The 22158-nt window shown below is 36.5% G+C and carries 20 protein-coding genes; 10 read left to right on the top strand and 10 right to left on the bottom strand.

Annotated elements, in window-relative coordinates:
- Positions 1-142: 142 nt before the first annotated feature.
- From A9501_RS01305 to hda, 5 genes are all read left to right on the top strand, one after another.
- Positions 143-547: a GyrI-like domain-containing protein gene (locus tag A9501_RS01305; protein WP_065264615.1), complete on the top strand. Its 405-nt coding sequence runs from the start codon at positions 143-145 to the stop codon at positions 545-547.
- Between the two features lie 62 nt (positions 548-609).
- Positions 610-1758: a molecular chaperone DnaJ gene (gene dnaJ, locus A9501_RS01300; protein ID WP_065264614.1), complete on the top strand. Its 1149-nt coding sequence runs from the start codon at positions 610-612 to the stop codon at positions 1756-1758.
- A 178-nt stretch (positions 1759-1936) separates the two neighbouring features.
- Positions 1937-2563 (top strand): uracil phosphoribosyltransferase, encoded by a 627-nt coding sequence (upp, locus tag A9501_RS01295; RefSeq protein ID WP_065264613.1) that lies wholly within the window; start codon positions 1937-1939, stop codon positions 2561-2563.
- Between the two features lie 106 nt (positions 2564-2669).
- Positions 2670-3911 carry a nucleobase:cation symporter-2 family protein gene (locus A9501_RS01290; RefSeq protein ID WP_065264612.1) on the top strand — a complete coding sequence of 414 codons (1242 nt, stop codon included), beginning with the start codon at positions 2670-2672 and terminating at the stop codon, positions 3909-3911.
- A gap of 69 nt (positions 3912-3980) precedes the next feature.
- Entirely contained in the window at positions 3981-4676 is a 696-nt protein-coding gene (gene hda / locus A9501_RS01285) for a DnaA regulatory inactivator Hda (protein ID WP_065264611.1), read from the top strand.
- A 28-nt stretch (positions 4677-4704) separates the two neighbouring features.
- On the opposite strand, the gene yciH is transcribed toward hda, so the two are convergent.
- The 10 genes from yciH to A9501_RS01235 form a co-directional block, all read right to left on the bottom strand.
- On the bottom strand, positions 4705-5025 hold the full coding sequence (gene yciH, locus A9501_RS01280; RefSeq protein ID WP_065264610.1) for a stress response translation initiation inhibitor YciH: 321 nt from the start codon (positions 5023-5025) through the stop codon (positions 4705-4707).
- 5 nt (positions 5026-5030) lie between these two features.
- Positions 5031-5723 (bottom strand): orotidine-5'-phosphate decarboxylase, encoded by a 693-nt coding sequence (pyrF, locus tag A9501_RS01275; RefSeq protein ID WP_065264609.1) that lies wholly within the window; start codon positions 5721-5723, stop codon positions 5031-5033.
- A gap of 23 nt (positions 5724-5746) precedes the next feature.
- A complete protein-coding gene (gene lapB, locus A9501_RS01270) occupies positions 5747-6937 on the bottom strand; it encodes a lipopolysaccharide assembly protein LapB (protein WP_065264608.1) in 1191 nt (396 codons plus the stop codon).
- Entirely contained in the window at positions 6937-7230 is a 294-nt protein-coding gene (locus tag A9501_RS01265) for a LapA family protein (RefSeq protein WP_065264607.1), read from the bottom strand. The genes lapB and A9501_RS01265 overlap by 1 nt, the downstream gene beginning before the upstream one ends.
- An 81-nt stretch (positions 7231-7311) precedes the next feature.
- Complete coding sequence (locus A9501_RS01260) at positions 7312-7593, bottom strand: integration host factor subunit beta (protein ID WP_065264606.1); 282 nt, start codon at positions 7591-7593, stop codon at positions 7312-7314.
- A gap of 122 nt (positions 7594-7715) precedes the next feature.
- Positions 7716-9365, bottom strand: coding sequence for a 30S ribosomal protein S1 (gene rpsA / locus A9501_RS01255; RefSeq protein WP_065264605.1), 1650 nt, complete (start codon positions 9363-9365; stop codon positions 7716-7718).
- A gap of 96 nt (positions 9366-9461) precedes the next feature.
- A complete protein-coding gene (gene cmk, locus A9501_RS01250; RefSeq protein ID WP_065264604.1) occupies positions 9462-10139 on the bottom strand; it encodes a (d)CMP kinase in 678 nt (225 codons plus the stop codon).
- 48 nt (positions 10140-10187) lie between these two features.
- Positions 10188-11414, bottom strand: a complete 1227-nt coding sequence (locus A9501_RS01245) for a M20 family metallo-hydrolase (RefSeq protein WP_065264603.1) — start codon at positions 11412-11414, stop codon at positions 10188-10190.
- Positions 11411-11917, bottom strand: a complete 507-nt coding sequence (locus A9501_RS01240) for an L-2-amino-thiazoline-4-carboxylic acid hydrolase (protein WP_065264602.1) — start codon at positions 11915-11917, stop codon at positions 11411-11413. Before A9501_RS01240 ends, A9501_RS01245 begins: the two co-directional genes overlap by 4 nt.
- An 11-nt stretch (positions 11918-11928) precedes the next feature.
- Complete coding sequence (locus A9501_RS01235) at positions 11929-14307, bottom strand: ABC transporter permease subunit (RefSeq protein ID WP_083071870.1); 2379 nt, start codon at positions 14305-14307, stop codon at positions 11929-11931.
- Positions 14308-14575: 268 nt separating this feature from the next.
- Between A9501_RS01235 and A9501_RS01230 the strand changes: the two genes are divergently transcribed.
- The 5 genes from A9501_RS01230 to A9501_RS01210 all read left to right on the top strand — a co-directional run bounded on the left by A9501_RS01230 (position 14576) and on the right by A9501_RS01210 (position 22114).
- Positions 14576-16171, top strand: coding sequence for a lactate permease LctP family transporter (locus A9501_RS01230; RefSeq protein ID WP_048954077.1), 1596 nt, complete (start codon positions 14576-14578; stop codon positions 16169-16171).
- Between the two features lie 68 nt (positions 16172-16239).
- Complete coding sequence (locus A9501_RS01225) at positions 16240-16971, top strand: (Fe-S)-binding protein (RefSeq protein WP_048954078.1); 732 nt, start codon at positions 16240-16242, stop codon at positions 16969-16971.
- Position 16972: 1 nt separating this feature from the next.
- Entirely contained in the window at positions 16973-18385 is a 1413-nt protein-coding gene (locus A9501_RS01220) for a LutB/LldF family L-lactate oxidation iron-sulfur protein (RefSeq protein ID WP_048954079.1), read from the top strand.
- Between the two features lie 5 nt (positions 18386-18390).
- On the top strand, positions 18391-19089 hold the full coding sequence (locus tag A9501_RS01215) for a LutC/YkgG family protein (RefSeq protein WP_048954080.1): 699 nt from the start codon (positions 18391-18393) through the stop codon (positions 19087-19089).
- Between the two features lie 178 nt (positions 19090-19267).
- A complete protein-coding gene (locus A9501_RS01210) occupies positions 19268-22114 on the top strand; it encodes a TonB-dependent receptor domain-containing protein (protein ID WP_048954081.1) in 2847 nt (948 codons plus the stop codon).
- The last annotated feature ends 44 nt before the right edge of the window (positions 22115-22158 follow it).

Genomic DNA, 22158 nt, shown 5'->3' with positions numbered 1-22158 from the left:
GGAGATTTGATAGCGATATCAAATTTTCTTATGAGCTAAATTTACTTCTGCCAAATCTCCCCCCCGCCCCTCTTTGCTAAAGAGGGGAGTATGTTATAAGCGGTCAAATTTACCCAGAATTTTGTAAATTTAAGGAATAGTTATGCCACTTACACTTTATCCACTTGCTACAATTCGTACGCATAACACAAAAGAAAATCCCGCAGAAAAGATAGGACAGCTTTGGCAGAATAATTTTGCAAAATTGCCTCAAAATGAGCCTTATTATGGTGTTTATCTGAATTACGAATCGGATTTTACGGGCTATTATGATGTTGCTGTTGCTCAAGAAAGTAAACCTGAAGGCAGTTTCTTAACCATTGAAATTGAAGATCTGACTTGGTATGAAATCTTCCCCACGACTTATGAATCAGTAGTTCAAACGTGGCAACGCATTTGGAATAAAGAAAAGCAAGGCTTATTAAAACGTGCTTATAAAGTGGATTTTGAGAAATATTATCCAAATGGAAAAGTGGATATTTACATTTCAATTTGCCCACATTGCTAAAAATAGCGAATGTAAGCGGTCAGAAATGACAAAATATTTGCAAATAAAAATACGGAAACACTATGGCAAAAAAAGATTACTACGAAGTCCTTGGATTGAAAAAAGGGGCGAGTGAGAATGATATAAAACGTGCGTATAAACGTTTAGCGTCTAAACATCACCCTGATAAAAACCAAGGTAGCAAAGAAGCAGAAGAAAAATTCAAAGAAATTAATGAAGCTTACGAAGTATTAGGAGACGATCAAAAACGCGCAGCTTATGATCAATATGGTCATGCAGCCTTTGAACAAGGTGGTGGCGCTGGTGGTTTCGGTGGCGGCTTTGGCGGTGCTGATTTTGGCGATATGTTCGGCGATATTTTTGGCGATATTTTTGGTGGCGGTAGCCGTGGTCGTCAACGAGTTGTTCGTGGCGAAGACTTACGCTATGACTTAGAAATCACTTTAGAAGAAGCCGTAAAAGGTACAACCAAAGATATTCAAATCAATACTCTTGCCCATTGTAATAGCTGTGGTGGTTCTGGTGCTGAAAAAGGCTCTAAAGTGGAAACTTGTCCGTATTGCCATGGTTCTGGTCGAATTCGTCGTCAGCAAGGTTTCTTTGTATCTGAAAGTATCTGTCCAACTTGTCATGGTAGCGGTAAGAAAATTGAAAAACCTTGTCGCAGCTGTCATGGAGAAGGACGAGTTCATAAGAAAGAAAATCTTTCAGTAAAAATTCCTGCAGGCGTAGATACGGGCAACCAACTTCGCTTAGCTGAAAAAGGAGCAGCGGGCGAAAATGGCGCACCAGCTGGAGATTTATATGTTGTGATTCATGTGAGAGAACATAACATTTTTGAACGTGACGGTAATAACTTATATTGCGAAGTACCGATTAGTTTTGCTACTGCAGCGCTTGGCGGTGAAATTGAAGTACCGACCTTAGATGGCAGAGTAAAACTTAAAATCCCAGCTGAAACGCAAACTGGAAAATTATTCCGCATGCGAGGCAAAGGTGTCGCCTCTACACGTAGTGGCTATGCGGGCGATTTGATTTGTCGTATCGCGGTCGAAACACCCGTTAATTTAACTAGCGAACAAAAAGAATTACTTCAAAAACTTGAGAAAAGTTTACAAGGTAAAGATTTAAGTAAGCATGCGCCAAAATCTTCAGGATTTTTGGACGGTGTGAAAAAATTCTTTGATAATTTGGGTAAATCTGACAAATAAAGATAATGAAAAAGTCCGCTTTCGCGGACTTTTTGCTTATAGCCTATCCAAATTATTATAGTTGTCCCTATTCCATTCTTGGTATTCTTTAAAATATTTTCATAAATTGCTACCTTTTTTCTTTTTTTTAATCTAGAATTCTTCAATTTGTTTTTTAAACGCCAAAAGGAGAGTAAATATGAAACTGGTTGAAGTAAAACACCCACTTGTTAAACACAAATTAGGTGTGATGCGTGAAGCTGAGATTGATACAAAAAAATTCCGTGAACTGGCAACAGAAATCGGTAGCCTATTAACCTACGAAGCAACGTCAGATTTAGAAACTGAAAAAGTAACGATCAACGGTTGGAATGGCCCAGTAGAAATCGACAGAATTAAAGGTAAAAAAGTAACGGTTGTCCCAATTTTACGTGCAGGTTTAGGTATGATGGATGGTGTACTTGAACATGTACCAAGCGCACGCATCAGTGTAGTGGGGATCTACCGTAATGAAGAAACCCTTGAACCAGTCCCTTACTTCCAAAAATTAGCTAGCGATTTAGAAGAGCGCCTTGCAATTGTTGTTGATCCGATGCTTGCAACGGGCGGTTCTATGATTGCTACCCTTGATCTTTTAAAAGCAAAAGGTTGTAAGCATATTAAAGTATTAGTTTTAGTCGCTGCGCCAGAAGGTATTAAGGCTCTTGAAACGGCACATCCCGACATTGAAATTTACTGTGCTTCTATTGATAGCCACCTAAATGAACATGGTTACATTATTCCGGGTCTCGGTGACGCGGGTGATAAAATTTTTGGGACTAAATAATCCCAGAAACAAAAGACGGTATTCATACCGTCTTTTTTCGGTGCATGAAATATTAAAAATATATTGACCGCACTTTCAGTTAATTCAAACAGAGAGTTGAAACTAAATGACACATCAAAATTCTTCCGTGGTAGAAAACCAGAGTAAACTTAAACAATCTTTTGTTGGCCTACAGATGCTCTTCGTCGCATTTGGTGCGCTCGTTCTTGTACCATTAATTACTGGTCTTGATTCCAATACTGCATTACTAACTGCTGGCGTTGGCACCCTACTCTTCCAACTTTGCACTGGCAAACAAGTTCCTATTTTCTTAGCTTCATCTTTTGCCTTTATCGCACCGATTCAATATGGTATTCAGACATGGGGGATTCCAACCACTATGGGGGGATTAGCATCGGCGGGTCTTGTATATTTAGCACTAAGTATATTGGTAAAATTACGTGGAACTGAAGCATTACAACGTATTTTCCCACCGATTGTTGTGGGGCCAGTGATTATTATTATTGGGATGGGGCTTGCCCCTGTAGCAGTTGATATGTCATTAGGCAAAAACAGTGCTTATGCTTATAACGACGCTATATTAGTTTCAATGGTAACACTTCTCACTACTTTATCTGTAGCTGTGTTTGCCAAAGGATTGATGAAACTCATCCCAATTATGTTTGGTATTACTACGGGCTATATTTTATGCTTATTCCTTGGTTTAATTAATTTCCAACCAGTGATTGATGCGCCTTGGTTCAGCTTACCAAAATTAACTGCTCCTGAATTTAACCTAGAAGCTATTCTTTATATGTTGCCAATTGCTATTGCACCGGCGGTAGAACATGTTGGCGGTATTATGGCTATCAGCTCTGTAACAGGTAAAGATTTTTTAAAAAAACCAGGATTACACCGCACTTTATTAGGCGATAGCTTAGCAACTGCAGCGGCTTCTTTAGTGGGTGGCCCACCAAATACAACTTATTCTGAAGTGACTGGTGCCGTAATGTTAACCCGAAATTTCAATCCTAATATTATGACATGGGCTGCCATTTGGGCTATTGCGATTTCATTCTGTGGAAAAGTAGGCGCCTTCCTATCAACGATTCCAACTATTGTAATGGGTGGGATTATGATGCTTGTTTTCGGTTCAATCGCAGTCGTGGGCATGAGCACCTTAATTCGTGGCAAAGTTGATGTTACCGAAGCACGTAATCTGTGTATTATTTCTGTCGTCATGACATTTGGTATCGGCAATATGTTTGTAGATGTAGGCAATGTATCACTAAAAGGTATCAGCTTATGCGCAGTTGTTGCTATCATCTTAAACCTTGTTTTACCGAAAGCAAAAAATGAAGTAGAATAAGAGTTCTTTTAAAAGGGTTAAATCCCAATTTAGCCCTTTTCTTACTTATAATCTGTAATACATAAATATTTGAATAAGCAGCTTCCCTTACCCATTCATCAAATTGATGATGCCACATTAGCAAACTTTTACGGCGATAATAATCTTTTATTGCTCGATTCTTTACGCAAAAATTCATCTGAGTTAAAACAACAGTTTTTCTATATTTGGGGAAATAAAGGTTCTGGAAAAACTCACCTTCTTAGAGCATTCAGTAACGAATATTTAATCAATCAACGTACTGCTATTTATGTACCGCTCAGCAAATCTCAATATTTTTCTACCGCAGTTCTTGAAAATCTAGAACAGCAAGAATTAGTATGTCTAGATGATGTACAAAGTGTGATCGGAAATGACGAATGGGAATTAGCTATTTTTGATCTATTCAATCGAATTAAAGCAAGCGGAAAAACGCTTTTGCTTATTAGTTCAGATAAATCGCCTTCTGCACTTTCTGTAAAATTGCCTGATTTGAACTCCCGCTTGACTTGGGGTGAAATTTATCAATTAAATTCCCTAACTGACGAGCAAAAAATTAGTGTGCTACAACATAACGCTTATCAACGAGGAATTCAATTACCCGATGAGACGGCTAATTTTTTACTTACACGACTAGCACGAGACATGCACACATTATTTGAAGCACTTGATCTACTAGATAAAGCCTCGTTGCAAGCACAACGAAATCTTACGATTCCTTTCGTTAAAGAAATTTTAAATCTTTAACAAAAAAGGCGCTAATGCGCCTTTTTAATCATCCACCTGATAATTTAACGGTAAACCCTTTTTGCTCTAAAAATTGCTTGAGCAAATCACGCTTTTCACCTTGAATCTCAATCATTCCATTTTTAACTGAACCACCACATCCACAACGTTTTTTTAATTCAGCAGCTAATTTTTTCAATTCCTCATTAGATAAATCTAAACCAGTTATAACCGATACGCCTGCACCTTTCCTACCACTCGTTTGTTTTTGGATACGTACAACACCGTCTCCTTTTGGACGAACTACAGAAGCCCTTTCCTCTTTAATTCGCCCCACATCAGTTGAATACACTAAAACAGAATCTGACATCATTCTTACCTAATAGACGCGTTAATAGAACGAAGAACCTCTACTGGATTATCAGCTTTAGTAATAGGACGCCCTATTACTAAATAATCTGAACCAGCACGAATCGCAGCAGTAGGAGTCATCACTCGTCTCTGATCACCAAAATCAGCCCCAGTTGGACGAATACCTGGGGTCACCAATTTAAACTCTTCTCCACAAGCGTTACGTAAAATTTCAACCTCTTGCGGAGAACAAACCACTCCATCCAAACCTGCGCGTTGGGTTAAATGAGCTAATCGTAAAACTTGTTCCATTGGCGATGCATTAATCCCAATTTGTAATAAATCCAAATCTTCCATACTAGTTAATACCGTCACAGCAATAAGCAATGGCGCATCTTTCCCATAAGGTTCAAGAATTCTCTTAGCTTCTTCCATCATTCGTAGCCCACCGCTTGCGTGCAAATCGACCATCCATACCCCCAAATCAGCGGCGGATCGGACCGCTCTTGCTACCGTATTTGGAATGTCATGATATTTAAGATCTAAGAAAACATCAAAATGACGTTGATGTAATTGTTTTACAAAATTCATACCAAGTGTAGTAAACATTTCTTTACCCACTTTTAATCGACACAAATTCGGATCAATTTGATCAACTAAAGCAAGAGCATCTGATTCTTTCTCATAATCCAATGCCACAATAATTTTGCTTGTCATAATGTTACCTCACTGAGTATCAATTAATTATGTTCTTGACTTGAAACTGGTTTAATACATTCCCATTGACGGCAAGATGGGCAATTCCATAACAACTTGTGGATTTGATAACCACAATTTGTACAACGATAAGCTGAAGTTTGCTTAATTCGTTCCCCCACCATTTTATGTAATAAAATTAGACTTTCTTTTCCACGTCCGTCTTCTGCCTCATCAATTTGATACTGCATAAAACGATGGAAAATTAAAGTACTTGGCTTTTTCGTGAGTTGCTGATAAAGCTTAGCTTGAGCAGCAGGTTTTCCATCTTTTTCTTCAATTAATTTAACTAGGGCTAACTCTACCTCATCATTATTAGTAATTTGGCCAGCACGGATTAAGAATAACTCAAAGTTATCTAACTGATTTAATTCTTCATAACAATGTTTTAAAGGTGATAAAATTTCACCAGTATAAGCTGGATTTTGCTCCAAAACATTTTCTAATATTTTTGCTGCTTGTTGATATTGACCTTCAAGCATTTCTAAATTTGCGAGTAATAAAGAAGCGCGAACACAAGTAGGAGAAACCAACAAGGCTTTTTGTAAAATACTGCGTTTTTCAACCTCATTTTCAGGCTCTAAACTTTGTGAACATTCACAATAACATTGCGCAAGTTCAATATTATTCTCTTGTGGTTTGATTTTTGCGAGTTTTTCAGCAATATTAACCGCTTTTTTCCATTCTTTAGTTTTTTGATAAATCACTAAAAGTTGCTGCAAAGCATTTTCTGCAAATTCAGGTTCATCCACTAGTAAAATATAAAGACTTTCAGCTCGGTCAAAAAAACCAACCGTCATAAAATCTCGAGCAAGCTGCTGCTTAGCGAGCAGTTTTTGTTCAAAAGTATAATTTGGGCTACGATCTAAAGCCTGATGAATGCGAAGAGCACGATCAACTTCGCCTCTAGAACGGAATAGATTGCCAAGTGTAAGCTCCGCTTCAAATTGGGAGTGACTTTCGATTTCATTTTCGGTTTCTTGCTTCTGAAGCATGTCCAAAAACAAATCTACAGCTTTATCGGTTTGATTGGAAAGTAAGAAGTTTACCCCCGTAACATAATCTCGGGAGAGTTTATTACTAATGTCATCTTGATCTTTCTTTACACTACGCTGCCCCATGTACCAACCATAGGCTGCAGCGATGGGCAATAGTAGAAAGAGTAATTCCAGCATTAGACAGCCTTATCGCGGGTAGTCGTTAATTCATGAAGTTGTAATGTTTGACGTTTAACTTGGCGCGCTAAAACCATATTCTTGAATTTTAATTTTAAATAGAAAAATCCACTAATTAACCAACCAAGAATTAACCCAAAACCAAATAAAATCGCGACAAGTGTAGAAAGTTGGAGCTGGCTTTCTGCCACAATATAGTTAAAGGTTATTATTTGATCGTTATTGGCTCCAACAGTAATCGCAACAAGTACAATAGCAATAACAATCACAAAACCTAAAATATACTTAATCATAATTCCCCTCTCAAATTACGCCACTATTATGCCAAACTTTCTAATAAAAAACGACACTTACGCGCCGTTTGTACTAATGAACTATAAACAATTTACTCGTTCTTTTAATTCTTTACCCGCCTTGAAATGTGGCACTGATTTCTCATCTAATTTTACTGAATCACCTGTTTTAGGATTACGCCCTAAACGAGGCTGACGATAATGTAACGAAAAACTACCAAACCCACGAACTTCAATACGATCACCATTTTCGAGAGACTGAGACATAAACTCAAGAATATCTTTTACAATATTTTCAACCATTTTCAGAGGTAACATTGGATGCTTTTCTGATAATTTTTCGATAAGTTCTGATTTAGTCATCGTCTTTTCTCCCCTCATATTATTCAAATTAAGATCTATTGCTAATACATTATTTCAATACATTAGCAATAAGCCCTAACAAATAAGGCTGGACATGAGCCCAGCCTTATTATGTGAATTAATTATTCACCTTTAGCTGCTTTAAATGCTTCAGCCATTGCGTTTGGAATAGCAACTTCTTCTTGTTTGTTATTCACATTTGCAACTGCTGCAGCTTCTTCAGCTTGATCTTTTGCTTTCACTGATAAGTGAACGATACGAGATTTACGATCCACCCCAGTGTATTTCGCTTCAACTACATCACCTGCAGTAACTTCATTTGTTAAATCAGCTGCGCGGATATAACCTTCAACGCCGCCCGCTAATTCAACTTTAGCACCTTTTGCATCTGCTTCAACTACAGTTACAGATACTACAGCACCTTTTTTGTTGATTGCTACGAAGTTATTGAATGGATCTTCTTCAAGTTGTTTGATACCTAAAGAAATACGCTCTTTCACTGCATCAACTGCTAATACTACTGCAGAAACTTCGTCACCTTTTTTGTAGTTACGAACGGCTTCTTCACCTGATACATTCCAAGAAATATCAGATAAGTGAACTAAACCATCGATACCACCTTCAAGACCGATGAAGATACCGAAATCAGTGATAGACTTGATTTTACCAGTTACTTTATCGCCTTTATTGTGAGTTTCAGCAAATTGAGTCCATGGGTTAGCTTTACATTGTTTTAAGCCTAAAGAAATACGACGACGTTCTTCATCAATTTCTAATACCATTACTTCTACAGTATCGCCTAAGCTAACAACTTTAGATGGGTGGATATTTTTGTTAGTCCAATCCATCTCAGAAACGTGAACTAAACCTTCAACGCCATCTAAGATCTCAACGAAACAACCATAGTCTGTTAAGTTAGTTACTTTACCAGTTAATTTGCTGTTTACTGGGTGATTTTCAGCAATTGCAGCCCATGGATCTTGGCCTAATTGTTTTAAGCCTAAAGATACACGAGTACGATCTTTATCAAATTTTAATACTTTAACAGTAACTTCATCACCAACATTCACGATTTCGCTTGGGTGTTTAACGCGTTTCCAAGCCATATCGGTGATATGTAATAAACCGTCAACACCACCAAGATCAACGAATGCACCGTACTCAGTTAAGTTTTTAACGATACCTTTAACTTCTGAACCTTCAACAAGATTTTCTAATACTTGTTCACGTTCTTGGCTGTTTTCAGATTCAATCACTGCACGACGAGAAACAACAACGTTGTTACGTTTTTGATCTAATTTGATTACTTTGAATTCTAATTCTTTACCAAGTAAGTGATCTGCTTCACGCGCTGGACGAGTATCAACTAGAGAACCTGGTAAGAATGCACGAACACCGTTTAACTCAACTGTGAAGCCACCCTTCACCTTGCCGTTGATTAAACCGATAACGGTCGCTTTTTCTTCGTAAGCTTTTTCTAATTCAATCCAAGATTCGTGACGAACAGCTTTCTCACGAGAAAGTTTAGTTTCACCGAAACCATCTTCAACTGCATCTAATGCAACATTTACAGTATCGCCAACTTGGATTTCAAGTTCGCCTTGTGCATTTAAGAATTCAGCAACTGGGATTGCAGACTCAGATTTTAAACCTGCATCAACAAGCACAAAGCCTTTTTGGATAGCTACTACAGTACCGCTAACGATTGAACCTTGACGAGTTTCAAGGCCTTTTAATGATTCTTCAAAAAGTTGAGCAAAAGATTCTGACATATAAATAATCTTCTTAATTTAAGTTAATAACATCCACATTAAAATCCATAAAATGCGGGGTTGAGGATAAATGTTTATTCTTCCTTGAACAAACAGTTAAATCGAAACTGACACCTTTTCTTGAATATAAGCTAACGCCCGATCAATAACTTCACCAATACTCAACGTTGTGCTATCCAATAACAGAGCATCATCAGCCGGTTTTAGAGGCGCAACCTCTCGATTTCTATCACGAAAATCACGCTCTTTTATCTCGGCTAAAATCTGCTCAAAGTTACCATTTATTCCTTTATTTTGCAACTGTTTATAACGTCTTTTTGCACGTTCTTCAGCACTCGCATCTAAAAATAACTTCACTTGAGCATTTGGGAATACCACAGTACCCATATCTCTACCATCAGCAATTAATCCATCATTTTTCGCAAAATCTTGCTGAAGTTGTAGCAAAGCTGACCGCACTTCTGGAAACACGGCTATTTTAGATGCAGCATCAGCGACTTCTTGAGTGCGAATTAAATGGCTTACATTCATTCCAGCAAGCAAAATATTCACCTCGCCATTTTGAGGAATGAATTGAATATTTAAGTGACGAGCTAATTCAGCTAGCGCCGACTCATTTGTTAAATCAGTTTTACGTTGTAATGCAGCTAATGCTGTAACGCGATAAATCGCTCCACTATCCAACAACGCATAACCTAGCTTTTCAGCCAAAGCGTAACAAAGCGTACCTTTCCCAGCACCGCTAGGCCCATCAACGGTAATAATCGTTCCCATGTAACAAATCTCTCTATAAAAATTTTGTATATTATAGAGAGAATTTGGTTAACTCGCTAATTTTAATAGCATATTAAATAAAATATTTCCCCCTTTTTCACACCATTCATCTGTAATATTTTCCTGCTCGTTATGACTTAATCCATCTATACATGGAATAAATATCATCGCTGTTGGCATTTCATTATTCAAATGACAAGAATCATGACCAGCACCAGAAACAATATCTTCTCGACTATAACCCAATTTATCAGCTATTTGTCGAATAATTCTGAGTAAATCAGAATTAAATACCAATGGAGGAAGATTGACTACTTGTTTAATCTGAGCATCTAACTGGTATTTATTCGATATATTATTTACAATTTTATAAATCTCTTTATCCAAACGATTTAATGCTTGTTGATCAGGATGGCGAATTTCTAATGTAAAATTTGCTCGCCCTGGAATAACGTTAGGAGAATTTGGAGTAAGTTGAATTGAACCTATCGTCACTCGTCCTTGATGTTTTATTTCTTTCATACCCAACTTATTAAATTCCATCATTGCTTCCGCCATACCTATACCAGCATCTTTGCGCATATTCATTGGCGTCGTTCCAGCATGAGAAGCCAGACCATCTAATTGAATCTGATACCAATTTTGCCCTAAGGCACCACTTACGACCCCAATATCTGTATGATTTCTTTCAAGAATAGGCCCTTGTTCTATATGAATTTCAAGTGCAGCATATGGTCTATAATTTAAAAAATCATCTTTTCCTAAATAACCAATTCTTTCTAGTTCAGACTCAACAGTTATTCCATTTTTATCTTGTTTCCTGAATGCTTCTTCAATAGATAATTTACCAGTAAATACTGCGGACCCCATCATGGCTGGAGAAAAACGAGAACCTTCCTCATTAGTCCACATTACAAGATCAATAGGTCGTTCAGTTTCAATCTGATAATCATTTAATGACAATAGTGCTTCTAAGCCTGCTAATACTCCATAAATACCATCATATCGACCTCCTAAAGGTTGAGAATCTCCATGAGAACCAACCAAAATAGGGGATAGCTTAGGATATTTTCCTTCTCTTCTAACAAAAATATTACCAATAGGATCAACTTTAACAGAAAAATCAGCTTGCCTTGCTAACTGAATGAAATAATCTCTCGCTAACTTATCTTCATTAGACAAAGCAAGTCGAGTCACCCCATTATTTTCTGTTTTACCAAATTGAGCAAAATCATCTAGTAACTTTAATAATCGTTCATTATTAATTTTTCTCATGATTGATTCTCATCAATTTTAAGTTTAAGTTGGTATCTAAAATCACAGAAACCATCACCATTCATCACTGTATGCGGACGAGTTAATTTAATATTGGGAGCATAACCTTCAATAAATTTACTATCGCGATTACAAGAAAGGAGAAAACCAATTTCCTCTAATCCCATTTCTTTGTACATTTCCGCATATCGGCAACGATGTACGTTATAGCTATATTTTTCATGTGTGTTATCAAGCACCTCAATACGCAAGGCATCATCTTTTTCCCATAAATATTGCAATGCAACAAAGCTTTCTACGCTTGTACCATTTGGTTCTCGTTTTGCATATTCTTTTCCAGCCTCTAAAGCAGCATTCGCGACTGCTTCTTCAATAATAGTCTTAGCCTTTTCCAAACCAAATTCACGTTTCATAATTTCGTAGATTGGTTTAACTATTTCTGCTTCAATTTTACGTTGTTGCAAAATACCAATTTCAACAAATTCAGAAAAATCTTGTGACATATTATTACTCCTTAAATACTAAAATCATTTAATAAAATTTCGTTATTTATAAAGCGACGTATACGCGGATCATCATTTTTTCTTAATTCACCTGGTGTTTGTAAAAACACAATTTCACCAGAATCCATAAAGGCAATTTTGTCAGAAATTTTTAACGCAAACTGCATTTCATGGGTCACAATAATCATCGTCATACCTTCTTTAGCAAGCCCTTCCATCACCAATAAAACATCACTAACTAATTCAGGATCAAGTGCCGATGTTGGTTCATCAAAGAGCATAATTTTGGGTTTCATAACTAGAGCTCTAGCTATGGCAACACGTTGTTGCTGCCCTCCTGATAATTGATGAGGGTATTTATTTGCATGCGAAAGTAATCCCACTTTATCCAACATTGCTAAGGCTAATAAATATGTTTCCTGTTCGGGTTTACCGTGATATTCTGGTGCTAATAAAAGATTTTCCAACACTGTTTTATGCGGAAATAAGTTATAGCTTTGGAATACCATTCCTAAATTCACAATTTTATTTTGAGCATTTGATACAAAATGTTTCCCATTAATAAACACTTCCCCTTCCAAATAAACCTTACCTTGATCAATAGTTTCCAACCCATTAATACTTCGGATTAAAGTTGTTTTACCAGAACCAGAATAACCAATAATTGACAATACCTCCCCCCATTTTAAGGAAAAATTAATATCTTTTAAGACTTCAATTTGATTGAATGATTTACTCAATCCTCTAACGTTTAATACATCTTCATTATTTGGTTTTTCTAGTTTAAGAATAGAATAAGATGAAAGTTCTTCTTCATTCACATTAATGTCAGAAACTTCCTGCTCTTTACGTAATGAAATATCTAATTTATTTTCAAATTTTTTTAGTATCCAAGTAAGTAATGTCACAATTATAATGTAATAAAATGCAACAGCTAATAAGGTTTCTAGCACTAAGAAATTACGCGTATAAAGCTGCTGTCCTACTAGTAAAATTTCAGTTAATGAAATTACTGAAACCAAAGACGTTAATTTAACAATAGTGATATATTGGTTTGTCAACGGCGGTAAAGCTACTTTTAAGGCCTGTGGAATCACAATTAATTGTTGAATTCCCCAGAAGCGTATACCTAAGGCTTTTCCTGCTTCATATTGACCCTTTGGAATCGCTGATAATGCACTACGGTGAATTTCTGCAATATAAGCCGATTCACTTAGCACCATAGCAATTAGACCTGCAATAAATGAGTTAGATAAAACAACAGAACTTGCTGGCCAAAATTGCGGAACGTTATAGATGAAAATCAGAAGCACTAATAATGGTAAGCTACGGAATAACCAAATATAGGTTTTACTACATTGATTAAAAACTTTATTAGTGGATTGAGAACCTAATGCTAGAAGAAATCCCCATAGAATAGCCAATATCCAAGTTAATGTACTGAGTTCTAAAACCGTTAAAACGGCTTTCCAGAAATCGGTATTAAAAAATAGGCTACCAAGATACTTCCAATTAAACCCTTGTTCAGAAACTGCTTCACTTTCTTCGTCTGAATTGGACACGATAGCTTGTTCAATGGCATTTTCTAGACCATTAGCTTTTAATAATTCATTTTTGGGAAATTCTAAGTTATATCTTTTCAAGAGCTGTTTATAAGAACCGTCAGCTAAGATGTCTTTAAGGGTCTGGGCAATTTCTGCTTTTCCTTTCACATCATCTTTATTAAAGGCTAAACCAATTAATACTGGATAAAGTTGTTCTTTATTGGTTATTTTTAATTTAGAACCTAATTGATTAATTACCATTTGAGCAACAGCAGCATCTTCATATTGCACATCTACTCCGCCAGATAATAAAGCTTGAGCAGCTTCTGGGGCACTAGGATATTCCTTAACAACAAGAGGTTTAAGATTATTTGGCAAACAATATTCTTGTGAGACTCTATTCATAGTTTGTATCCAGGCTGCACCTTTCATAGATGAAATACTTTTGCCACATAAATCTTCTAATCTTTGTGGTAAGAACCTATCATTACCACGGACAACAAGCACACCACCAGTTTGCAAATAAGGTAAAAAATCTACCTGTTTGGCACGTTGTGCATTCACATATAATGCAGAAGCCACCAAATTATAATGTCCTGCATTCAAGCCAATAATGATATTCTCAATACGTGTATCTTTGAATTCAACCTTCTTATCTAATTTTTTACCAATTAACTCCATTAAATCCGGATCAAAACCAGAGGCTTTTCCTCTTTCTAAATAAGCATAAGGCGCATAAGTTAAATCAATCCCCACTTGTAACGTACTATTTCCTTCTGCAAAGGATATTGCTGAATAAATAAAACAAAAAACACCTAGCAAGACTTTTCTTATAATGTTAAACATATATTTCCTTATATTTTTATATAATGTGTATTTGATTCTATAAATCTTTTATCTCCCCATCTAATAATTAATCCCCACATCATATTCCATTTTAGTCTATTAAGATTTTAATCAGAGAAGATTGGTAATAAAAATGTAAAAAATGAAAATAAAATGTTAATTTTTTATGAGATATTGATCACATTTTCCCAAAAGAGGTATATTCTTCTATGCCTAAATCCATACAATGCACGAGTCTTTTTTATTATAAATTTAAGGATATTTTCTGATGTCTTTTGTTCTGAGTATTTTTCCTATTGTTTTGCTGATTTATCTAATGGTAAAACGAAATGCCTTGCCTTCTTATGTCGCATTACCTTGGATTGCAACATTAGTAATGGGTGTCCATCTTCTTCACTTTAATACCGATATTGTCACAATTAGTGCCAATGTTGTTTCCGCTATTATTGCTGTACAAACTCCAATCACAGTTATTTTTGGCGCGATCTTATTTAATCGCTTTTCAGAAATTTCAGGTGCGACAGATACCATGCGTAAATGGCTAGGGAATATTAATCCCAATCCTGTAGCTCAATTAATGATTATCGGTTGGGCATTTGCTTTTATGATTGAAGGAGCAAGTGGTTTTGGTACACCTGCAGCCATTGCGGCACCTATTTTAGTCGGGCTAGGTTTTCATCCATTAAAAGTCGCCATGTTGGCACTAATCATGAACTCCGTCCCAGTCTCTTTTGGGGCTGTGGGAACGCCTACATGGTTTGGTTTCGGTCCACTAAAACTATCAGAAGATATAATTTTGGAAATTGGTTCTATTACAGCATTTATCCATTCTATTGCCGCATTTATTATTCCATTATTAGCATTACGAGTCTTAGTAAGTTGGAACGATATTCGTAAAAATATTCTATTTATCTATATCAGTGTCTTTGCCTGTGTCATTCCTTATTTCTTACTTGCCCAAGTTAATGATGAATTTCCATCATTAGTAGGCGGAGCAATTGGTTTATTTATTTCTGTATGGGCTGCAAATCGCAATATTGGCTTAACAAAAGTAGAAAATAGTCTGGATAATAATGCGGTAACAACTAAGCAAGTAATGAAAGCATTATTCCCAACAGGTTTATTGATTGCATTCCTAATCATTACACGTATCCATCAATTACCTTTCAAAGCAATGATGAATGACGCTACAATGTGGTTCTCAACAACCCTAGGATCATTAGGTACATTTGAAATTAGTAAAGGATTAATCTTTACCTTAAAAGATATTTTTGGTTCTGATGTATCATCAAGCTACAAATTGCTTTACGTACCAGCGTTAATTCCATTTGTAATTACAGTTTTAATTGCAATTCCTATATTTAACGTCTCAATTAGCAATGTTAAAAACGTTTTTACTTCAAGTTTACAACAATCAAAAAATCCATTTATAGCCTTAGTGGGAGCCTTGGTTATGGTGAACTTAATGTTAGTCGGAGGTGAACACTCCATGGTGAAAATTATTGGTCGCACCTTTGCAGAAATATCCGGCAGTAACTGGACAATTTTCTCCTCTTTCTTAGGGGCTATAGGGGCATTCTTCTCTGGATCAAACACCGTATCTAACCTAACATTTGGTAGTGTTCAACTTTCTACAGCGGAAACAACAGGAATTTCAGTAGCGCTAGTCCTAGCTTTACAATCTGTTGGAGGCGCAATGGGAAATATGGTATGTATTAATAATATCGTTGCTGTCAGTTCAGTATTAAATATTTCTAACCAAGAAGGTACCATTATTAAGAAAACCATTATCCCTATGATGATTTACGGTATTATTGCGGCACTCTGTGCGCTTTACTTAGTACCTTTACTTTATAATCTATAAATTTACTTGGAAAAATGACCGCACTTTTGCGGTCATTTATTACTTTTCTCTTATTGGAGTGATTAAAAATGAACGTAAATTTCTACGTAACCTGCATTGCAGACGTAGTAAAAAGTGATGTGGCCAAAAACACCGTTTTACTGCTTGAGAAACTTGGTTGCAATGTTACTTTCCTTGAAAAACAAGGTTGTTGTGGGCAGCCTGCATTAAATAGTGGCTATACAAAACAAGCTATCCCTGGCATGAAAAACTTAGTCGAAACCTTTGAAGTAAATGATTACCCAATCGTAGCACCTGCCGGTTCTTGTGTTTATGCGATCAAAAATTATCCCAACTACTTCACTAACGCAGGGGAATTAGACTGGGCTAAACGAGCCCAAAAAGTAGCTTCACGTTTCTGTGATTTAACCGATTTTATCGTGAATAAACTTGGAATAACTGATATTGGTGCCTATTTGCCAGGTAAAGCGGTTTATCACCCTTCTTGTAGTCTTACACGTAAACTGGGCATCGTAAATGAACCTATCGCACTGTTAAAAAATGTGAAAGGATTAGAACTACTTCCTATTCATAATCAACAAACCTGCTGTGGCTTCGGTGGGACTTTCTCTGTGAAAATGGCAGAGATTTCTGGCGAAATGGTGAAAGAAAAGGTTGAGCATATTGAAGAGGTTGAACCACAATATTTAATCGGTGCAGATGTAAGTTGTTTATTAAATATTGGTGGTCGTTTACAACGCGAAGGCAGCAAGATTAAAGTGATGCATATTGCGGAAGTATTAATGCAAGGGGAGAAATAAGATGTCATTAAAAACCAGTAATCTTCCTTTTAAAGCGCGTGTCGATCATGAAGTGCACAACACTATCATGCGTAAAGCGGTAGTGAAAGCCCAAGAAACTATTGGGGCTAACCGTCAAAAAATGGTGGACGAATTAGGTCATTGGGAAGAATGGCGTGATTTATCTAAACAGATTCGTAACCATGTTTTAGCTAATTTAGATGCTTATTTGTATCAATTGAGCGAAAAAGTGATGGAAAATGGCGGTAAAGTGTATTTTGCTGAAACGGCCGAAGAAGCGAGTGCTTATATTCGCAAAGTTGCATTAGAGAAAAATGCGAAGAAAATCGTAAAATCCAAATCCATGGTGACTGAAGAAATCGGTTTAAACGAAGTGCTTGAAAAAGAGGGCATGCAAGTGATCGAAACCGATTTGGGTGAATATCTATTACAAATTTCAGGTGATAAACCATCCCATATCGTTGTGCCTGCAATTCACAAAGATCGTCACCAAATCCGCAAAGATTTATCTGAAAAACTCGGCTATGAAGGTGAGGAAACGCCTGAAGATATGACGCGTTTCGTACGTGAAAAAATTCGTCAAGATTTTTTAGAGGCTGATATCGGTATCAGTGGTTGTAACTTTGCTGTAGCGGAAACCGGCTCAGTTTGTTTGGTGACAAACGAAGGTAACTTACGTTTAGCGACGACCTTACCAAAAACACATATTGCCGTGATGGGAATGGAGCGTTTAGCGCCAACTTTCCAAGAGGTGGATGTGTTAATTACGATGCTTGCTCGTAGTGCGGTAGGTGCAAAATTAACTGGTTATAACACTTGGTTAACTGGTCCTCGTCTTACTGGTGAAACTGACGGTCCTGAAGAATTCCATTTGGTTATTGTGGATAATGGCCGTTCAGATATTTTAGCGTCTGAATTCCAAGAAGTTTTACGTTGTATCCGCTGCGGTGCTTGTTTGAATACTTGTCCGGCATATCGTCAAATCGGTGGTCATGGGTATGGTTCTATTTACCCAGGTCCAATTGGTGCAGTAATTTCTCCATTACTAGGTGGCTATGATGAATTCAAAGAATTGCCGTATGCTTGTTCATTATGTAACGCGTGTAATTCTGTCTGCCCGGTGCGTATTCCATTAGCACAGTTAATCTTAAAACACCGTGAGAAAATGGTAGAGTTAGGTAAAACTCCTGCGATGGAACGTTTATCTATTTTTGGTTTCACCACAGCCAATGCTAACCCAACGCTATGGAAAACAGGTGTGAATATCGGTGCGAAATTAGCGGGTAAGCTGATCAAAAATGGGAAAGCACCAATTACATTTGGGGCATTGGGTGAATGGACAAAAGCACGAGATTTACCACAAGCAGATGGCGAAAGCTTCCGTCAATGGTTTAATAATAGAGAGAGAGGGTAATAAGCATGGATTTACAAAATCGCGAAAATTTTCTTAATAAATTAGCGGCGAAAATGGGGAAAGCCCGTGCTATCGTACCTGAACCGATGGAAGCACCTGTCAATACGTACCCTACTGAGCGTTTAACCCATTTAAGTGCGGTTGATTTAGCGAATGAATTTACCAATTCTGCTAAAACCATGATGGTGGACGTAAATGTGTGTAAAGAGTCTGATGCAGTGCAAACTTTACTTGCTCTTTGTGAAAAATATGGTGGCGGTGATGTTGTGCTTAATTCCGATGAAAGATTGAGTGCGCTTGGTATTCCTGCGGCGCTTGAAGCGAAATATACTTGTCATACATGGTCACCAGAAACGGCACAAGATAATATTAGTTTTTCTGAAAAAGCTAATCTTGGTGTGGTTTATGCAGAATATGGTTTGGCGGAAACTGGCGGAATCGTCTTATTCTCTAGCGCAGATCGTGGACGTTCAGTGAGTTTATTACCTGAAAAATCGATTGTTGTTGTACGTAAAAGCCAAGTACTTCCACGTGTTGCACAAGTGGCGAAGGTATTACACGATAAAGCACAACAAGGCGAGCGTATGCCATCTTGTATCAATATTATCTCAGGTCCAAGCTCAACGGCGGATATTGAATTGATTAAAGTGATTGGTGTCCATGGACCCGTAGCAAAAATCTATTTAATAATTGATGATCTATAATGCAGAAAGGGGTAAATGCCCCTTTTTCTTTCCCCTATCAAGACATTTTTCTACCTTCATCTGAAATTAGTTTTTTTCATTATTTTTTGTTATTTCATTAATTTTATTAAATTACCTCTTGAGTTTTTTAGTTAAAATGAAATAATGATAATCTTTCTCAATAAAAAAGGATATGATAATGAAGAAAGTTATTAAATTAAATTTAATCACACTCTGCTTAATCAATACCCTAAGTGTTTCTATCGTTGATGCAAAAGCTGAAGAAACATTAGATCAAATTGATGTAGTAGAAAAAAATGTCGCCAACGATAAAAAACCTTTTACGGAAGCGAAAGCAAAAAGCACCCGAGAGCATATTTTTAAAGAAACCCAAACTATCGATCAAGTTATTCGAAGTATCCCTGGTGCTTTTACTCAACAAGATAAAGGCTCTGGCGTAGTTTCTGTGAATATTCGTGGCGAAAATGGGTTAGGTCGTGTCAATACAATGGTCGATGGGGTTACACAAACCTTCTATTCCACCTCAATGGATTCAGGTCAATCAGGTGGTAATTCTCAATTCGGTGCATCGCTTGATCCTAACTTCATTGCTGGTGTCGATGTCAATAAAAGTAACTTTTCAGGTTCTAATGGCGTAAATACCTTATCTGGTAGTGCCAATTTTAGAACGCTAGGTGTTAATGATGTTATTACTGATGACAAACCATTTGGGCTTATCGTAAAAGGAATGACGGGGAGCAATGCAACTAAATCGAATTTTATGACAATGGCTGCAGGCAGAAAATGGCTTGATAATGGTGGTTATGTTGGTGTGGTATATGGTTACAGTCAACGTGAGGTGTCTCAAGATTATCGTATCGGTGGAGGAGAACGATTGTCTTCGCTAGGACAAGATATTCTTGCTAAAGAAAAAGAAGCCTATTTCCACAATGCAGGTTATGTTTTAAATTCAGCTGGACAGTGGACACCTGATTTAAACAAAAACCATTGGTCTTGCAATGCACCTAATCCAACATTTCATGGAAGTACAGAAAAAACGACAAGCTCTAATGATTTAACAGGAGAAACAGAAACAATATGGACCGATTCAAATTGTATTACTCATATTGAAAAATCCAATATATACGATCCTGAAGAAACAGAGACCAGTGTAAAAAATATTTATAAAAATCAAGCTAGAAAAAATATTCTACAACAATTAGGAGCAGGAAAAAAACCTGAGGATATTGAAGAGCTCCAAAAAGGTGATGATGGAATTGAAAAAACTGACAAATCATTTGAACGTAATAAAGATCAATATAGTGTCGCTCCTATTGAACCAGGCAGCTTACAATCTCGCTCACGTAGCCATTTGTTAAAATTTGAATATGGAGATGATCACCATACTCTAGGAGCTCAACTACGCACATTGGATAATAAAATTGGTTCTCGCAAAATTGAAAACCGTAATTACCAAGTCAATTATAACTTCAATAATAACAACTATCTTGATCTTAATTTAATGGCAGCACATAACATTGGCAAAACCATTTATCCTAAGGGTGGCTTTTTTGCTGGTTGGCAAGTTGCAGATAAACTTATCACAAAAAATGTGGCAAATATCATTGATATTAATAACAGCTATACCTTCTTATTGCCAAAAGAAATCGATTTAAAAACCACATTAGGGTTTAACTATTTTACTAACGAATACAGTAAAAACCGTTTTCCAGAAGAATTAAGTTTATTTTATAATGATGCTTCACATGATCAAGGTAACTACAGTAATTTAGGACGATTTAAAGGTAGTCGTAATTTACTGCCACAACGTTCAGTGATCTTACAACCTTCAGGTAAGCAGAAATTTAAAACAGTATATTTTGATACCGCACTTTCTAAAGGAATTTACCATTTAGACTATAGTGTCAATTTTACGCATTATGCATTTAACGGTGAGTATGTAGGTTACGAAAATACACCAACACAAATTAATGAGCCGATTTTGCATAAATCAGGTCATAAAAAAGCATTCAATCATTCTGCTACATTAAGTGCAGAACTGAGTGATTATTTTATGCCATTTTTTACTTATTCACGAACACACAGAATGCCGAATATTCAAGAGATGTTTTTCTCTCAAGTGTCTGATGCTGGAGTGAATACGGGATTAAAACCTGAGCGAGCTGAAACTTATCAACTTGGTTTTAATACCTATAAAAAAGGCGTTTTCACTAAAGAAGATGTATTAGGTTTAAAATTAGTGGGCTATCGTAGTTTTATCAAAAATTATATTCATAATGTATATGGTGTATGGTGGAGAGATGGCATTGTTCCTGACTGGGCTTCTGAGAATGGATTTAGATTTACCATTGCTCATCAAAATTATAAGCCAATTGTGAAAAAGAGCGGTGTTGAATTAGAAGTAAATTATGACATGGGACGTTTCTTTGCAAATCTGTCTTATGCATACCAACGAACAAATCAACCAACCAATTATGCAGATGCTAGTCCACGTCCTAACAATGCGTCAAAAGAGGATATTCTGAAACAAGGTTATGGTCTATCCCGTATCTCAATGCTACCTAAAGATTATGGAAGATTAGAACTTGGATCTCGCTGGTTTGATCAAAAATTAACTCTTGGTATCGCAGCACGTTACTATGGGAAAAGTAAACGAGCAACCATTCAAGAAGATTATATTAACGGTTCTCAATTTGAATTAAATACGAGCCATGAACGAACTTATTATGCAATCAAGAAAACAGAGGAAATTAATAAACAACCGATTATTTTAGATTTGCATGTAAGTTATGAACCTGTTAAAGATTTAATTATCAAAGCTGAAGTACAAAACCTACTAGATAAACGTTATGTTGATCCTTTAGACTCAGGCAATGATGCTGCTTCACAGCGCTATTATTCAAGCTTAAATGATTCAATTTGTAGTAAAAATAATACTTGTGAAGATGGAGGAAAAGATAAATCTGTACTTTATAACTTTGCACGTGGAAGAACTTATATTCTAAGTTTGAACTATAAATTCTAATTGGCTCATATAAAAAGGCATAGCTAATAAGCTATGCCTTTTAA

Source organism: Haemophilus sp. CCUG 66565, assembly GCF_001679495.1.
GTDB lineage: Bacteria > Pseudomonadota > Gammaproteobacteria > Enterobacterales > Pasteurellaceae > Haemophilus > Haemophilus haemolyticus_K.
Note: the sequence above shows the minus strand (reverse complement) of the source record. Positions and strands in the feature narration are given on the sequence as shown.

Excerpts from the sequence above, each read along its gene's own strand:
- cmk (WP_065264604.1), bottom strand. The coding sequence starts at position 10,139 with ATGGGAACGATTATTACCGTTGATGGGCCTAGCGGTGCTGGGAAAGGT.
- A9501_RS01230 (WP_048954077.1), top strand. The coding sequence starts at position 14,576 with ATGTCTTTTGTTCTGAGTATTTTTCCTATTGTTTTGCTGATTTATCTA.
- yciH (WP_065264610.1), bottom strand. The coding sequence starts at position 5,025 with ATGTCAGATTCTGTTTTAGTGTATTCAACTGATGTGGGGCGAATTAAA.
- upp (WP_065264613.1), top strand. The coding sequence starts at position 1,937 with ATGAAACTGGTTGAAGTAAAACACCCACTTGTTAAACACAAATTAGGT.
- A9501_RS01290 (WP_065264612.1), top strand. The coding sequence starts at position 2,670 with ATGACACATCAAAATTCTTCCGTGGTAGAAAACCAGAGTAAACTTAAA.
- A9501_RS01305 (WP_065264615.1), top strand. The coding sequence starts at position 143 with ATGCCACTTACACTTTATCCACTTGCTACAATTCGTACGCATAACACA.
- pyrF (WP_065264609.1), bottom strand. The coding sequence starts at position 5,723 with ATGACAAGCAAAATTATTGTGGCATTGGATTATGAGAAAGAATCAGAT.
- A9501_RS01210 (WP_048954081.1), top strand. The coding sequence starts at position 19,268 with ATGAAGAAAGTTATTAAATTAAATTTAATCACACTCTGCTTAATCAAT.
- A9501_RS01245 (WP_065264603.1), bottom strand. The coding sequence starts at position 11,414 with ATGAGAAAAATTAATAATGAACGATTATTAAAGTTACTAGATGATTTT.
- A9501_RS01235 (WP_083071870.1), bottom strand. The coding sequence starts at position 14,307 with ATGTTTAACATTATAAGAAAAGTCTTGCTAGGTGTTTTTTGTTTTATT.
- A9501_RS01265 (WP_065264607.1), bottom strand. The coding sequence starts at position 7,230 with ATGATTAAGTATATTTTAGGTTTTGTGATTGTTATTGCTATTGTACTT.
- A9501_RS01225 (WP_048954078.1), top strand. The coding sequence starts at position 16,240 with ATGAACGTAAATTTCTACGTAACCTGCATTGCAGACGTAGTAAAAAGT.
- A9501_RS01260 (WP_065264606.1), bottom strand. The coding sequence starts at position 7,593 with ATGACTAAATCAGAACTTATCGAAAAATTATCAGAAAAGCATCCAATG.
- lapB (WP_065264608.1), bottom strand. The coding sequence starts at position 6,937 with ATGCTGGAATTACTCTTTCTACTATTGCCCATCGCTGCAGCCTATGGT.
- A9501_RS01220 (WP_048954079.1), top strand. The coding sequence starts at position 16,973 with ATGTCATTAAAAACCAGTAATCTTCCTTTTAAAGCGCGTGTCGATCAT.
- dnaJ (WP_065264614.1), top strand. The coding sequence starts at position 610 with ATGGCAAAAAAAGATTACTACGAAGTCCTTGGATTGAAAAAAGGGGCG.
- A9501_RS01215 (WP_048954080.1), top strand. The coding sequence starts at position 18,391 with ATGGATTTACAAAATCGCGAAAATTTTCTTAATAAATTAGCGGCGAAA.
- rpsA (WP_065264605.1), bottom strand. The coding sequence starts at position 9,365 with ATGTCAGAATCTTTTGCTCAACTTTTTGAAGAATCATTAAAAGGCCTT.
- A9501_RS01240 (WP_065264602.1), bottom strand. The coding sequence starts at position 11,917 with ATGTCACAAGATTTTTCTGAATTTGTTGAAATTGGTATTTTGCAACAA.